At 39.8% G+C, this 15,459-nt stretch carries 14 protein-coding genes and 1 pseudogene; all 15 read right to left on the bottom strand.

Annotated features, from left to right (window positions below; genetic code table 11):
- Positions 1-3: 3 nt before the first annotated feature.
- Positions 4-1,566 carry a 2-isopropylmalate synthase gene (locus B7696_RS09235; protein WP_061589795.1) on the bottom strand — a complete coding sequence of 521 codons (1,563 nt, stop codon included), beginning with the start codon at positions 1,564-1,566 and terminating at the stop codon, positions 4-6.
- A gap of 314 nt (positions 1,567-1,880) precedes the next feature.
- Positions 1,881-2,537 carry an MmcQ/YjbR family DNA-binding protein gene (locus tag B7696_RS09230; protein WP_042751273.1) on the bottom strand — a complete coding sequence of 219 codons (657 nt, stop codon included), beginning with the start codon at positions 2,535-2,537 and terminating at the stop codon, positions 1,881-1,883.
- 43 nt (positions 2,538-2,580) lie between these two features.
- On the bottom strand, positions 2,581-3,213 hold the full coding sequence (locus B7696_RS09225; protein WP_084863355.1) for a copper homeostasis protein CutC: 633 nt from the start codon (positions 3,211-3,213) through the stop codon (positions 2,581-2,583).
- A 92-nt stretch (positions 3,214-3,305) separates the two neighbouring features.
- Positions 3,306-3,665: a YbaN family protein gene (locus B7696_RS09220; RefSeq protein WP_084863353.1), complete on the bottom strand. Its 360-nt coding sequence runs from the start codon at positions 3,663-3,665 to the stop codon at positions 3,306-3,308.
- A gap of 257 nt (positions 3,666-3,922) precedes the next feature.
- The gene (gene topA, locus B7696_RS09210; protein WP_084863352.1) at positions 3,923-6,010 is read right to left on the bottom strand and encodes a type I DNA topoisomerase; all 2,088 of its coding nucleotides are present in this window, start codon (positions 6,008-6,010) and stop codon (positions 3,923-3,925) included.
- 222 nt (positions 6,011-6,232) lie between these two features.
- The gene (dprA, locus tag B7696_RS09205) at positions 6,233-7,081 is read right to left on the bottom strand and encodes a DNA-processing protein DprA (RefSeq protein ID WP_084863350.1); all 849 of its coding nucleotides are present in this window, start codon (positions 7,079-7,081) and stop codon (positions 6,233-6,235) included.
- Between the two features lie 88 nt (positions 7,082-7,169).
- The gene (locus tag B7696_RS09200) at positions 7,170-7,856 is read right to left on the bottom strand and encodes a sugar phosphate nucleotidyltransferase (protein ID WP_084863348.1); all 687 of its coding nucleotides are present in this window, start codon (positions 7,854-7,856) and stop codon (positions 7,170-7,172) included.
- An 11-nt stretch (positions 7,857-7,867) separates the two neighbouring features.
- Positions 7,868-8,746, bottom strand: coding sequence for a DMT family transporter (locus tag B7696_RS09195; protein WP_084863347.1), 879 nt, complete (start codon positions 8,744-8,746; stop codon positions 7,868-7,870).
- Positions 8,736-9,605: pseudogene (locus B7696_RS09190) on the bottom strand (phosphotransferase). The gene B7696_RS09195 and the pseudogene B7696_RS09190 overlap by 11 nt, the downstream one beginning before the upstream one ends.
- Before the next feature lie 16 nt (positions 9,606-9,621).
- Entirely contained in the window at positions 9,622-10,644 is a 1,023-nt protein-coding gene (locus B7696_RS09185) for a ribitol-5-phosphate dehydrogenase (protein ID WP_084863345.1), read from the bottom strand.
- A gap of 4 nt (positions 10,645-10,648) precedes the next feature.
- On the bottom strand, positions 10,649-11,356 hold the full coding sequence (locus B7696_RS09180) for an IspD/TarI family cytidylyltransferase (RefSeq protein ID WP_049552516.1): 708 nt from the start codon (positions 11,354-11,356) through the stop codon (positions 10,649-10,651).
- A 335-nt stretch (positions 11,357-11,691) separates the two neighbouring features.
- Positions 11,692-11,862: a twin-arginine translocase TatA/TatE family subunit gene (gene tatA / locus B7696_RS09175; protein ID WP_020902402.1), complete on the bottom strand. Its 171-nt coding sequence runs from the start codon at positions 11,860-11,862 to the stop codon at positions 11,692-11,694.
- Positions 11,846-12,577, bottom strand: coding sequence for a twin-arginine translocase subunit TatC (gene tatC, locus B7696_RS09170; RefSeq protein ID WP_084863343.1), 732 nt, complete (start codon positions 12,575-12,577; stop codon positions 11,846-11,848). The genes tatA and tatC overlap by 17 nt, the downstream gene beginning before the upstream one ends.
- Positions 12,578-14,266, bottom strand: coding sequence for an FTR1 family protein (locus B7696_RS09165; protein WP_084863341.1), 1,689 nt, complete (start codon positions 14,264-14,266; stop codon positions 12,578-12,580).
- Positions 14,241-15,455, bottom strand: coding sequence for an iron uptake transporter deferrochelatase/peroxidase subunit (efeB, locus tag B7696_RS09160; protein WP_084863340.1), 1,215 nt, complete (start codon positions 15,453-15,455; stop codon positions 14,241-14,243). The genes B7696_RS09165 and efeB overlap by 26 nt, the downstream gene beginning before the upstream one ends.
- Positions 15,456-15,459 lie beyond the last annotated feature (4 nt).

Genomic DNA, 15,459 nt, shown 5'->3' with positions numbered 1-15,459 from the left:
CCTTTACACACTAGGCATATCGCGGTAAGAAACACTGCGTCCCATCTCACCAGCATTCTCTTTTTGAACAAAGGTATTGGCATTGATATAGGCAATAGCCGAAGCCTTCAACACATCGAAATCAAGCCCTGCTGCATTAAAGATGGTTTCTGTATCTCTGTTTTCAACAGTGACCAAGACCCGAGCTTGAGCATCGATTCCATCTGTCACCGCATCTATAGTGTAGGATACCAAGCGGACAGATTGGTTAAAGAACTTATCGATAGCGTTAAAGATTGCTTCAACAGAACCTTGCCCTGTCGCATTAAATTCGACTTTCTCACCATCCATATTGGCTAGGCTAACGAGTGCTTCAATGTCATTATCTGCATGGGTTTGCAGTTGTAAATCATCAAAATGGAAGCCTTCTGGATTTTCAACCATGGTTCCAGCTACCAGAGCACGAATATCTGCATCTGTGATTTCTTGCTTTTTATCAGCCAGCGCCTTGAACTTAGCAAAGAGTGGTTTGATATCCTCTTCTGAAAAGTCTAGGGCCAATTCTCTTAGTTTTTCAACAAAGGCATGGCGACCAGACAATTTTCCAAGTGGAAGACTATTACTCTTAACACCGACTAATTCAGGAGTGATGATTTCATAGGTAAGAGGATTTTTAAGGACTCCATCTTGGTGAATACCAGATTCGTGAGAGAAGGCATTGCCACCAACCACAGCCTTGTTTTTAGGAACTGGAATACCAGAGAAGCGAGAAACCATTTCTGACGTATTGATGGTTTCATTTAAAACAATACTGGTTTCTGCTTGGTAGTAATCTTGGCGAATATTGAGAGCCACTGCAATTTCTTCAAGAGCAGCATTCCCAGCTCTCTCACCTATTCCGTTGATAGTTCCTTCGACACGTCCTGCCCCATTCTTGACAGCAGCAAGGCTATTAGCCACTGCCATTCCAAGGTCATCATGACAGTGAGGTGAATAGATAATCTGACGATCTGTCTTGACATTCTCAATCAAGTGTTTGAAGATGGCTCCGTACTCTTCTGGAGTGGTGAATCCAACCGTATCAGGAATATTGATATAAGTCGCACCTGCATCAACCGCTGTTTGAACAACTTGCAAGAGGAAATTCAACTCTGTTCTGGTCGCATCCTCTGGAGAGAATTCAACCACTTCAAACTTAGAACGGGCATAAGAAACATGCTCTTTAATAGCTTCCAAAATCTCTTCCTTGCTCTTATTGAGCTTATATTTGCGGTGAATCGGACTGGTAGCAATAAAGACGTGAACCTGTGGATACTTAGCGTCCTTGAGGGCCTCATAACAAGCATCAATATCAGACTTGACAGAGCGTGCCAAACCAGTCACTGCCGTTTTCTTCAATACCTTAGCGATCTCCTGAACTGCTGTAAATGAATCAGGACTAGCCGCTGGAAAACCAGCTTCGATGGCTGAAATACCCCATTTCTCCAACTGTCTTGCTATGGCAATTTTTTCCTTGATTGAAAAATTAACGCCCGGTGTCTGTTCTCCGTCCCGAAGGCTGGTATCTAGAAATTCAACTGTTCTCATAAAGATCTCCCCTTTTCCAAATGTGGTTTTAAAAAAACATCTCGCTCAGAAGTCCAAGCGAGATGTTGATTCACTCCCGCTTGGTAAGCCAAACAGGACTAATGCTTTTTGCACTAGCCCGAGTACCTCAACAACAAAGCGAATTGATTAAACTTAGCTGTTTTCATGTTTGACTTTCTCCTTCGTTTGATATCTTGTTTAGTATTTTAGCATAGGCAAAAGTACTTGTCAAGAAAAAATCCAATATTTTCTGAAAATTTCTTCAGTAGAGAATATTTTGCTAATTGAAAGTTCTTGAAAAATATTGAAATGTTTCATTTTTTAGTGGTTAAGTTCCAACTTTTTTCTATCAATTCTAGCACTTCTTCATCTGATAAAGCATCATCAAGCGCCACACTAATCCAGTAGCGTTTGTTCATATGAAAAGCTGGATAAATACCTTTATTTAAAAGTAAATCAGCTACTTGGTCATGTTTGAGGTTGACTGCTTCCACCTGTCCTTCTCTGCCCTTTTCCAACTTATCCCAAGAGATTTTCATCAAGACGGCATACCACTTTTTATTGCCTTCGTGTCTTAACACTGCTGTATCAGGTGATTTTTCCCACAGATACTCAAGCTGATTACCATACTTTTCTTGAACTTGAGTCATGATTCGTTTAGTCTGAGGACAGATAAAATCTTGCACATCAAAACAAGCCTTCCGAATCTGGTAAAGAATCTCCAGACAAGCCTCACGGACACTTGCAACAAAACTTCCTTTAAAACTTTCCATATGGACTTGAGGATAGAGGTCACCAGTCTCATGGTCAAAGACTTGAAAACTCACATTATCAGCAGTGATGGATACAGTCATGACAAAGTCACCTTGCAAAATCTGGCAACTATAGGTCCAGACTCCACTATTTTCTACAAAACCATAGGCAAAAGCTTTTTCTTGATTAAACTGATAGGATTTAAATATTTCAAACATAAGCGAAAACTGCTACCCAAGGCTAGCAGTTCCTTTCTATTTTTTAAAAGACAACCTTAGTTCCATGTAATTGTGTCACGCCAAGCTGGTCTATAAAGGTTTGACGGTTGTCAAGGCCAATCCCCCCACCTGGTAGAATTTCAATCTTACCTTTAGCGTGCTCTAAAATTCTGTGATAGTGAGCAAAACGTTTGTCTAGAGAGTCGCCAGATACACCAGCGCGAGTCAGGATACGAGTGACACCAGCTTGGCTGAGCCAGTCAATAGCTTCTAACTGGTCTTCTTCGCTCAATTCATCAAAGGCCATGTGGAAGACTATTTCCATCCCTTTTGATGCAGCTATTAACTTCTCAAGATTAGGCTTATCCAACTTCTTATCAGCAGTTAAAACCCCAAATACAACCCCTTGACTTCCAGCCTGAGCGGTCAACCGAATGTCTTCTAACATGATATCAATTTCTAGGTCATTATAGACAAAGTCGCCACCACGTGGACGAATCATGGTCGTGATGGTCGTATCGTAGTTAGCTGCCAATTCAACCGCTGCCTTGGTCACTCCATAGCTGGGAGTTGTCCCACCAACTGCTAGATTGTCACAGAGTTCGATTCGACGAGCTCCAGCCTGCATCGCTTTTTCAAGCAAGGTCACATTTTCAGCACAAAATTCGTAGATCATTTGATTCTCCTTGATTATTACTTTGAATTTATTATATCATATTATTGTAAATATGCTTTCAATTTTATCGAGGCAAATAACTACTATTTTAACTATTCTTTGTCTGGAATGACCTTAAAGAGATAATAGGTGATAAAGATGGTCAAAGCACCCAGACCTATTTTGACAGGTAAGAGAGGAGCAAAATAAATGGAAATCCCCATCAAGATGTAGATAGATACGATGATTTTTTTCTTTCGTTCACGCGCAATAGACTTAGTCTCGCGAAAATCAGCCACATATGCTTGATAGAGCTTAGTATGATAAAGCCAGTCTTCGAAGCGCTTGGAACTTTTTGAGAAACAAGCAATAGACAACAAAAGAAAAGGCGTTGTAGGCAGCAAGGGCAAAACAACCCCAATAATAGCCAAGGCCAATGATAAAAAACCAATTATCAAATAGATAAGACGCATAACTTCTCCTAGTTAATACTCTTCGAAAATCTCTTCAAACCGCGTCAACGTCGCCTTACCGTAGGTATGGTTCCTGACTTCGTCAGTCTTATCTGCAACCTCAAAGCAGTGCTTTGAGCAACCTGCGGTTAGTTTCCTAGTTTGCTCTTTGATTTTCATTGAGTATAAAATAATCTTCTTCTAGTTTCGCATACAATGGTGAATTTTGTCAAGTTCCAACCAAAAAGAGCCTGAAATTCACTTTCAGGACTCTCCTCTTATTTAATCTTTTCTTCTTCGTAGTCACCATTACTACATACAACCTGCTTGCCACCACCACGGACTTTTTTCTCCATGAGGAAATTGCCACATTTTGGACAGTCACGACCAACAGGCTTATCCCAAGAGGTAAATTCACATTCTGGATAGCGATTGCAACCATAGAAGAGACGGTTACGCTTGGTTTTACGCTCAATGATTTGTCCCTGATGACAACTTGGACACTCAACACCGATTTCTTTCACGATTGCTTGGGTATGACGGCAATCTGGGAAATTGCTACAAGCATAGAACTTACCAAAACGACCAAGTTTAATGACCATTGGACTGCCACACACTTCACAATCAAATCCAGCTGGTTCATCCTTGATCTGGATTTTTTCCATTTCTTCTTCAGCCTTGGCCACTTCTTTAGAGAATGGTTTGTAAAAGGAGTCTATAACACGTTGCCACTGCTCTTTTCCGACTTCGACATCATCCAGTTTGCCTTCCATTTCAGCTGTAAAGGTCACGTTTACGATATCTGGGAAATATTCAACGATGAGCTTATTAACAATTTCTCCCAACTCTGTCGGTTCAAAGCGTTTGGCTGCAAGGCGAACATAATAACGTTTCTGAATGGTTTCAATTGTTGGTGCGTAGGTTGACGGACGGCCAACCCCATTTTCCTCCAAGGTCTTGATCAGTGTCGCTTCAGAATAGCGAGCAGGTGGTTGGGTGAAATGTTGCTCTGGTTTGCTATTGACCTGTTTGACCACATCTCCAACAGCCATGTCCGGTAACATCTTATTCTTGTCAGAATCGTTATAAATGGCAAGATAACCATCAAACTTAACCTGACTACCATTGGCAGCAAATTGAACCCCATTTTGAGACAATTTAACAGCCATGGTATCAAAGACAGCGGCTGTCATCTGACTCGCTACAAAACGATTCCAAATAAGAGTATAAAGCTTGAGCTGATCCTTGTCCAAATACTTAGCAATACTTTCAGGTGTATTAAAGACACTAGACGGACGAATAGCCTCGTGGGCATCCTGAGCTCCTGATGCATTTTTGACCTTGCTACCATGCTTAGAATACTTGCTACCAAAACGGTCTGTAATGAAACTTGCTGCTTCGTTCTGCGCTACTGGACTGATACGAGTCGAATCGGTACGCATATAGGTGATCAAACCTTGCACACCAGAACCGATATTAATCCCTTCATAAAGCTGTTGGGCAACCATCATGGTCTTTCTAGTACGGAAATTGATTTTATTAGCCGCATCCATCTGCATGGACGAAGTTGTATAAGGTAACGGAGCATTGCGTTTGCGCTCTTTCTTATCTACCTGATCCACTGAAAAGTCTTTACTAGTCAGACGAGACAAGACTTCCTTAACCTCGTCATTGCTAGTCAGTTTCAGTTTTTTACCATCTACTCCATAGAAGGAAGCCTGGAATTGCTTGGTTCCCTTTTTAAAGACGCCATCAATTGTCCAGTATTCCTCTGGCTGGAAAGCATTGATTTCATTCTCACGGTCAATGATGAGTTTAAGGGCAATAGACTGTACGCGCCCTGCTGACAAGCCCTTCTTGACCTTCTTCCATAAAATCGGTGAAATCGAATACCCTACCAAGCGATCCAAGACACGACGAGCCTGTTGGGCATCAACCAAGTCCATATCAATCTTGCGTGGTTCTTTAAATGCATTTTTGACCGCATCCTTGGTAATTTCATTGAAGACCACACGGTTGGCATCATTTTCATCCAAGTTGAGAATGTGAGCCAAATGCCAAGAAATTGCTTCTCCTTCACGGTCCGGGTCACTCGCCAGAAAGACTTTATTAGCTTTTTTAGCTTCTTTTTTCAAGTCATTGATAAGAGGACCTTTTCCTCGGATATTGATATATTGCGGTTCGTAATTATTTTCAATATCGACGGACATACTGGATTTCTTCAAATCACGGATATGCCCGACACTGGCTAAAACCTTGTAATTTCTGCCTAGATATTTCTCAATCGTTTTCGCCTTAGCAGGCGACTCCACGATTACTAGATTTTTTTTAACTGTTGATTTTTTCTTTTTTGTTGCCGTAGCCACAGTATCACACCTTTTCAAAGTAATAAACTTTATAAAGTGTAAACCATTTTGCCATAACTGTCAAGACTTAGCTCCTATATATAGAAGAAAAGTTTGTCTAGTAAGCGGACTTTCTTCTTATACTCAATGAAAATCAAAGAGCAAACTAGGAAGCTAGCCGCAGGCTGTACTTGAGTACGGCGAGGTGAAGTTGACGTGGTTTGAAGAGATTTTCGAAGAGTATTAAAATTCAAATTCCGCAAGAACATCTTGCCCACTGGTGACCAATTTTGCTCCTTCCTGAATCAAATGATGGCAACCGTCTGATAATCCATCTAAAATGCTACCAGGAATAGCAAAGACATCACGCCCTTCTTCCATTGCTCGCTCACAGGTAATGAGACTACCTGAACGCATCTTAGCCTCTGCTACAATCACACCACGGCAAAGTCCAGCAATGATGCGATTACGGGCAGGAAAATGAAATTTCAGAGGTTGTTCACCAGGTCCATACTCACTGAGAACTAGATGATCATTTCCGATGTAGTCTTGCAAGCGTTTATTGGCTTTAGGATAAAACACATCCAGCCCTGTTCCAATCACTGCAATGGTTTTGCCACCATTCTGGAGAGCTGCCATATGAGCTGCTGTATCAATGCCCTTAGCAAGACCACTTACAATAACCAGTTCATTTTCCAAGCCCTGAATAACTTTTTCAACTGACTTAGCTCCCTGTTTGCTACAAGCACGACCACCCACAACCGCTACCTTAGGAAATTTCAAGAGGTCCAGATTTCCCTTGTAAAATAAAAGCACAGGTGCATCGTATATTTCACTTAGATCCCAAGGGTAACAGTCGTCTAAAATAGAGAAAGATGGAAACTTTTGAAACTCCTTCTCCAAATGCGCATCGTCTATCTGAAAATAACGTTCCGTAAAAACAGCTGGATTTCGGCAACCTGATATATCTGCAATATCGCCCAATAAAAGTTCTTGATCAACATTTTCACCGTATTCTAGCACTTTCAAAACCTGTTGATTGGTCAAACCTGATTTTTTTAACTTATAGATTTCATAGTTTGTGATTTTCATAAATAACTCCATTTCTTTTTCTACTCATCTATTTATTCGTAAAAAAATCAAAAAAACATCCGACTATTTCAGTCAGATGTTAGAATCTTTAATTTTCGTTTTTAAGAATTTCTTCTAATTTGTGATAGTCTTGGACGCTATCAATATCATAGATGCTATTGCCTTCTAATTCTTCAACATAGACATCTAGCTCTTTGATATTATCCTTAACCATATTGTCCCAGTAGAGATCAACAAATTCACCACTTGCATAAGCCTTATCGATAAAGCCGACAATTTTTTCTGCAGTTGGAGCATCCCAGAAAGATACACCACTAAGAATACGACCTGCCTTGCTATCAACAATAATGTCTTGAACCTTGTAGTCATCTCCATAGACCAAGAACCATTCGTTGGTACAATCTTCACGATAAACACTAAAATAAGTCGAACGAGTCAAATCATTACGGAACATATTTTTAAAGAGATAATTATCGGCATCAATAACATAACTGTTGGCCAATTCTTCTTTTACAAGATAGAGAGAATAAAAGTTATTGTAGGCAGCGTATTTATCATTGAAGACAAGGCGAACCCCATATTTTTCTTTCAAGTAATCGAATTGTTCTTTAAGGTAACCAACAATGAAGATGTCATTGATTCCTTTTTCTTTTAAAAACTCAATTTGGTATTCAATCAAGGGTTTTTGATTAACCTGAACCAAGGCTTTAGGAGTATTTTCAGTCATAGGACGCAAGCGAGTTCCCAATCCCGCTGCTAAGATAATGGATTTCACACGAATCTCCTTTATTCTTTAATAATAATATAAACTCCAGCAATAACGACAAGTGACGTAATAATTGTCAGCATATCTAGCGGTGCACCCAAGAAAACAACTGCAAACAAGACTGTCCATACTACATAGCTCACATTCAAGCCTGTAGCCTTGACTGGTTGCAAGCGATTGATAGCGATATAATAAGCCAAATAGGAAATCATATCAAAGGCTGCAAAGACAATCATAAGACTTAACAATTGTCCATTGGCCACTTCTGCAAATGACTGATGAGAGAAGAGCACAATCACAAGATAGGACAAGAATGAAGTCACTTGACGAATCAAGAGGGCTTCGATTTCACTCAATTCACTTTCCATGGCAAAAGAGCTAAGAACACTTTCGCTTCCCCATGCAATAGCACAAACCAAAGCACAGAGAATCCCAATGTAGTAGGAATTGACCTGTTCAACCATATAGGTCTGAGCAACTATCCCTCCAATAATTAAGACAATCTCAAATACAGTATTTTTTGAAATCTTGTGCTTTAAAAAGAAGAAAGCCAATAAAACCGAAATCGCAGGGTAAATAGCCGACACAGATGAAGCTAAGGAACTTCCGATATACTTAACCGCATAAAGATTGGCCTGCATACCGATAGGGCCTGCTAGCCAGGCTCCGATGATAACACTAACATTGCGAATATTTAAGAAAATTGAGAGACGAACTTTTCCTTCTTTTACCAAGAGAAAAGCTAGTAAGATAAAGATACTCAAGAAATCGTGAGCAGCGGCCACCACAAAGGGAGACAAATCTGTAAAAATCGAAAAGATATAAGCACTAATCGTTAGACCTAACCCCCAGAAAATACCTGAAAGTAGACCAAAAGAAACTCCACTTTTATTTTTCATCTGAACCTCCATAATAGGCCAAACCTTTAACAGCTCTTTGGTAACGATTCACACCATAGTCACCAAAATCTGCGCCTTGCTCTTCCTTATAGACAGTCCATAGACTCCAAATAGTATCTTGCAAAATTTTATAGATCGCAATCTTTTCACAAGAGACAGGTGTTTACTCACTCTCATAGTGAGACAATAAGGCTTCTTCCTCTTGACGAGTGAATTCAGACTCTAAAAAGAAAGCAGCCAAATCCCACATTGGATCGTTCATTGATGAATATTCCCAGTCAATCAGATAAAGTCGTCCTTGAGGTGATTCGATAAAGTTTTCAGGCACCAAAACGATATGACAAGATTTTCTGTCAACACCTAAGTCAGCTAGTCTTTTCCCTAAAGAGAAGACTGCATTTCGAACAGCTTCATAGTTGGCATAAGGGATTTTTTCCTCAATCAAGGATTCGTATTTCTTGATTTCTTCGAAAGGAGCAAATTCTCCTCTTAATTCCTTGCCAGAAGCATGAATGGTTTGTAAAATTGGAGCAATTTCATCAAATTTGGTCTTGATTGTAGTTGAATCAAGCGTAATCGCAGATTCGATATACTCATTTACTTTGAAACCAACTTCAATATCAAAAAGATAATTTTTTACATCTAAGTCTAAATCCTTTAGTAGTTCAAGATTGTACTTTTCATCTTGACGATTGATCAGCTTTTCTGTCCCTTTACCAAAGAATTTAACAATATATTGCTTATTTGTTGTTTTGGCCAAATAGTTTTGATTGGTCATTCCCCCCAGTTGTTCAACACTGAGGACTTACTCTTCTGCACTAAGTAAGGAAGAAATTTTTTCTTTAATAATTTTCTCCACAATTAACCTCCAGCACTTATACTTCCCACTTAAACACAGTTTTAAAGGCTGTATTTAAATCGGTAGCAAAGACACGGTGAATATCTTTAATTTCCCTTACAGGTTCTTCTAGATAAAGGATATTTTTAAGACGATTAGCGAATTTCTTGACTTCCATCATTTGGATTGCATTTTCAAAATCAATGCGACCAGAACGAGAGGAACCAACCAAGAGCAAGCCTTTTTCTAAGGCATCGCGTGTATTGATATTAACTTTATACTCGCTAACTCCCATCATAAGGATCGTTCCCTGAGGACGAATATAGCGAATCAAATCATTAATAGCCGGTCCAGTACCATCCCCACCACAACACTCAAAAGCATGGTCAAAGGCCAAATCTTCAGGAATATTATCAGTGATATAGCATTCTTTGGCAAATGAGAAAAGTTCCAATTTTTCCCAATGACGACCAATAACCACAATCTCTGCTTCTGGCAAAGTATAGTTGATAATATTGGCAACCACAAAAGCTAAACTTCCATCTCCGATAACGGCGATTCGGTCCCGCTTGCTATGAGCAAGGGTCAATAAGCGATTCATGGCATGCATACCGACACTAACGAACTCTGTAATCGCAGCAACCGTATCTTCAATAGCATCATAAGCCACCACACGGTCTTTAGGGAGAGAAACAAACTCTCGCATAAAGCCATCAAATCCACTAGACAAGAAATGGATCCCTGTCATGTAGTTCTCATAGAATTCTTCATCACTCTGCATAGGAGGCTGATTGGGAATCATGACAACTTTTTGACCAACTTCATAGGTTCCTGTCGGGTCAGAAATAACGGTTCCACATGACTCGTGAATCATTGCCATTGGAAGCTTTTTATTCAAAATCTTTGGATCACGTTTTCCTTGGTAGTAACGCTGATCCGCATGACAGACCGCCATATAATTAGGGCGGATGAGGATATGATTCTCTTGGTCAATAGCCTCTTCCTGATATTTGACATTGATAAACTTAGGCTTTGTTAGTTGGTAAATTTGATTAATCATTTTATTACTCTTCCTCAATCATGCTTTTTGCAATCTTCAAATCTGTTACTGTAGTAATTTTCAGATTTGAATATTCACCCTTAGCCAAGGCTACATCTTTTCCTTTGATTACAAAGATTTTACATGCATCTGTTAAGATTTCTTTCTCTTCGGCAGAGAGAGAACCGTAAAGATCCATGAAGTCCTTGCAACGGAATGTTTGAGGTGTTTGTCCTTGATAGAGGTGAGCACGATTTGGAATATCTGTAATAAATTGACCGTTAGTACTTTCAACGATAGTATCAACCGCTTCTACCACTGTGTCCACTGCGTCATGATTTTGAGCAAGTTGGATATTGTCCTGAATCATGCGAAGCGTAATAAATGGACGAACAGAATCGTGGGTAACAACGATGTCCTCTGGAGTAAGCGGACGATAAGCATCAATGGCTTCAATGATTTTCTCAATACTCGTATTACGGTCAGCACCACCTTTTGTAATGATGATACGATCTTTATGAAGAGGTAGATATTTATCTACAAGATCCTCTGCATGGGAAACCCAGTCTCCATGAACCCCAACCACAATTTTTTCAATACTTGGTTCCAAGACAAATTTTTCAATTGTATGAACCAAAATAGGTCGATCACCTAGCTCTAAAAATTGTTTTGGCAAATTACTGATTCCCATACGTGTGCCAGTTCCACCGGCAAGAATTCCTGCATAAATCATCTATTTTCTCCTTTGTCTTACTAAAAAAACTTACTCTCTCTATTATACCACAATCTAGTCCTATCATAAAAGAAATACTAGTCATCCCGTTCTAGAATAGGAGGATTAAGCAGTTCCATTATTCAAAGAAACTAGTCCATTTCTAGTAGTGACTAGGAATTCAATAGTCATTACTAATAAATGGCTGTGAAATTTTAGAGTTCTTCAGAATAATATAGTTTTCTTAAAGAAAGCTTAAATTTATATTTTCTTAATACAAGAAAAAGCTAGGAAATGATAAATGTCCAATAGAGACACACTTCCTAACTTCTTATTTTTAGTAAAACTCACCAGTCTTAATCTTTCTTATCTTGATTTTCAGTTCCTTTAACTGCTTTTTTAAATTCAGATAGCATTTTACCGATTGACTCTCCTAGTTCAGGCAATCGCTTTGGTCCGAAGATCAAGAGAGCTCCTAAAACAATAATAATCAATCCTGGTGCTCCGATATCACGTAAGATTCCCATTTCTCTCTCCTTTCTGCTTGCGTTTCATAATATGTTTGCTGATAGCAATACTCAATTCATAGAGTAATATCAAGGGGGCAGTCATTGCCAAATCGCTGACAAAGTCAGCTGGTGTCAAGATGACTGCGAGTACCAATAAAATAAAATAAGCATATCGGCGATAAGCAATCAATAATTCTGGTCCAATGAGTCCAATTGACGTTAAAAAGGCAATGATAACTGGCAATTCAAAAATCAGAGCCAAGGGCAAGGTCGTTTGAAAAACAAAGGACAGATAATTTTGAGCTGTTAACTGTGTTTCAAATAGTCCTTCTCCTAGCCCTAATAAAACCTGAAGTAAGGCTGGTGTTACAAAGTAAAAACCAAAAGCCAGTCCAACTAGAAAACAAAGGAAACTAGCTGGAATATAGGCAAAAATTACTCTAGCTTCTTCCTTTCTTAAACCAGGTTTGATGAAAGACCAAATATGATAAACTGTATAAGGTAGGGTGATGGTAAAGGCCATCAGACTAGCCAAACGTATGTATATCCATAAAATATCATTAGGACCTAAAACAATCAACTTTTGCTGAAAAGCTTGGGTCACATACTGGTAAATCTGGTCTGCAAAAAGCAAGGAGACACAGAATACTAAAAAGAAGCAAATGACCACTGCCAATAATCTCTTTCTAAATTCTACCAGATGTTCAACGATTGTCAATTCTTTTCTATCCATCTATTTTTCACCCTGTCTGAAAGTGACAATCAAGACAATAACAACAAAGACTAGCTGGCTAACCAAACCTTCCCAACTTGGATAAATTCCAAGTAAGTCGATTGTTAGAAATCCTGTCAGCAAGTGATTTGGTACCATATTAGTCAACTGAAGAGCGTGGACACTAACCCCTAGCATCTTGAATGCCAAAGCATAAATCATCCAAGTCAAGATAAAGAAGACCTTATGAGGCAGGAAGAATTGACTGGCCTTGTTCATCACAATAGCAATAATTACCAGAACCAGCAAGGCAAGGGAAATTCCCAAGACAAATTCAAAGCTGGAAATTCTTGGTAAAATCCCAACATAAAAGAGAATGGTTTCTGCTCCCTCACGGAAAACAGCTAGAAAACTGAGAGCAAACATGGAAATAAAGGAGCCTGTCTTGGTCACTGTTTCCATTTGTGACTCCATAAAGGCATTCCATTTTTTGACCGAGGATTTGCTGTGGAGCCAGATTCCAATCAAAATCATCATAGCAACTGCAAAAATCCCAACTGCTCCTTCGATGATTTCACGATTGGATCCTGATGTCACTGCTGGAAAAGCAATTTGCAGGATGAAAGCAATAACCAGACTTGCCATGATCCCTGTGATAGCACCACCATAAACCCACTTGAGCCCTTTACGCATCTTGGCTGCTTTCAAGGTCGTTACCAAGGCCATAACGATTAAGAGAGCCTCTACCCCTTCTCTTAGGAGAATCAGCATAACATCAAAGGCATTGTAACGTGCACTAGTATCAATCTGTGATAAATCTGCAATCAGTTTTTCTAATTTTTCTTGGTAGTCCTTCTCACTTCCCTTAACCATAATCACAGGGCTTTCACTTTCCACTCGAGTATAGAGGGAAGGATTGGTTGTGCTGACAGAACCCTCAATCGTTGGCCAGATAGTGATAAATTCCTTCATACTAGCTACTCCTGATGATTGGTCGCCAGCTTGGAATTGTTCTAGAGCCTTCTTCAAAAGGGCAATACCGTCTTTAAGATTCAAATCAGAAGACGTTGCTACTACTTCTTTTCCGCTTACAAAATCATCAATAGCCTTTTTTAAGTCCTCAAAGGAAGTCTGGATCGAGTTAAAATCTGTAGGCTCGGTTTCCATGCTACTACGTAGGAAGGAAATAGCTGTTTCAACACGTCCATAATGGGCCGTACTATTGTCACGAACCACACTTTCATTGATAGTCCAAGTGGAATTCATTTTCTTAAAGGCTTCTCGCACTTTTTCCAAATCTTTGGAGGCAATGGCCTGCTCCAATGCTTCAAAACGAGGACTTAGACGGTTCACCAATTTTTCCTTTTCCGCATCTAAGTCAACAGGATTTTGTTCTTTTTCAAAGGCTAATAAGGCTGAAGAAAGTTGAGTGAGTTTGTCTTCAGTAATCTCTCCTGATTGTACTAACTTTTCCTTAACGACTTTACCAGCCTCAGAATTACTGTCTTTTACTCTTTCAAAGTCTGATGCCATCTCTGCAACGAGTTTCTGTGCTTCAGACTGATTGCCATTTTTAACCGCTTTGGACGCATCTGTGATTTTCACAAAGTAAGAACTTAGACTCTCTTGGGCACCTACTGGGGAAAGAATTAAAAATAACAAAGCTAAAACCAAGAACCAGCTTCTAGCCTTCCAATAATTTCTGACCAATGTAGCCTCCTTTCTCCACACCACCAAAGCAAGCAAAGAGTCCACTACCGATGTGAGTGATATATTCATTCATCTTATCAGTAGCACCTAGATTGGTTTGAACCTTGACAAAGTTATCAGGATCCTTCTGGAAAGAAATGAAGAGCAGACCCGTATCAAACTGGCCAGTCTTTTCATCAATCCCATCTGAGTAAGAATAAGAACGACGTAAAAGGGGCTTGTCCACTTCCTTGGCTAAACGAACATGCGAATCATCTGGCAAAAGACTCAAATCCACTTCATCAAACTCATTTTTCTTACCGAAGGGAGCACCACTTTCCTTATAACGGCCAAAAGTATTTTCTTGTTCTTCAAGACTAGTACGGTCCCAGGTCTCTAAAAACATCTGAATCCGACGAACTGCCATATAAGATCCATTTTCCATCCAGTCCTTACTATCAGCCCAGATAACGCGGTCAAAGTCTTGCTCCTTGGTTGGATTTGCTGTCCCATCTTTAAAACCAAAGAGGTTACGCGGAGTCTCCATTCGATCTCCGATGGCAGCAAAACCAGACTGACTCCAGCGAAGAGTCACGGCATTTCTGCCCTTACGGATGAGGTTGCGAATCGCATGAAAGGCAACCTGCTCATCATCTGCGCAAGCCTGAATGACAATATCCCCACCAGTATATTTTTCACGCAATTGCTCTTTAGGGAATGGCGGTAAATCTCTGAACACTTGAGGACGCTTGTTTTCTAAGTTCAATTTTTTCAAAAAATTCGCAGACACACCAAAAGTCAGGGTCAAACGATGCGGATTGAGTCCTACTGTTTCCCCTGTATCACTAGGTGGTAAAAGGCCGTTTTGACCATCTTTTTTAACCAATTCTCCTTCTACCAGTTTTGCACTATAATCTGTCCAATCCTTGAACAACTGAATAATCTTATCCTTATCCGTCGTATGCAAGTCCAAGACAACAAAATAGATATTCTTTTGCATGGGCGTACTAATGCCAGCTTGATGCTTACCATAAAAAGCAATTTTTTCATTTCCGTACGAGATTTTTTCCTGACTTCCTAGCTTAGGTGCGAAAAAAGCAGAAGCACCAGAGAGTCCTAGCGCTAAACCAGCCCCTCCAATGCCTGCTTTTTTTAGAAATTCTCGACGGTCCATTTTCTTCTCAAAAAACTTTTCGTCTTTTTCAGTCATGACT

It is taken from the genome of Streptococcus mitis (genome assembly GCF_002096815.1).
GTDB classification, from domain to species: domain Bacteria; phylum Bacillota; class Bacilli; order Lactobacillales; family Streptococcaceae; genus Streptococcus; species Streptococcus mitis_AD.
Note: the sequence above shows the minus strand (reverse complement) of the source record. Positions and strands in the feature narration are given on the sequence as shown.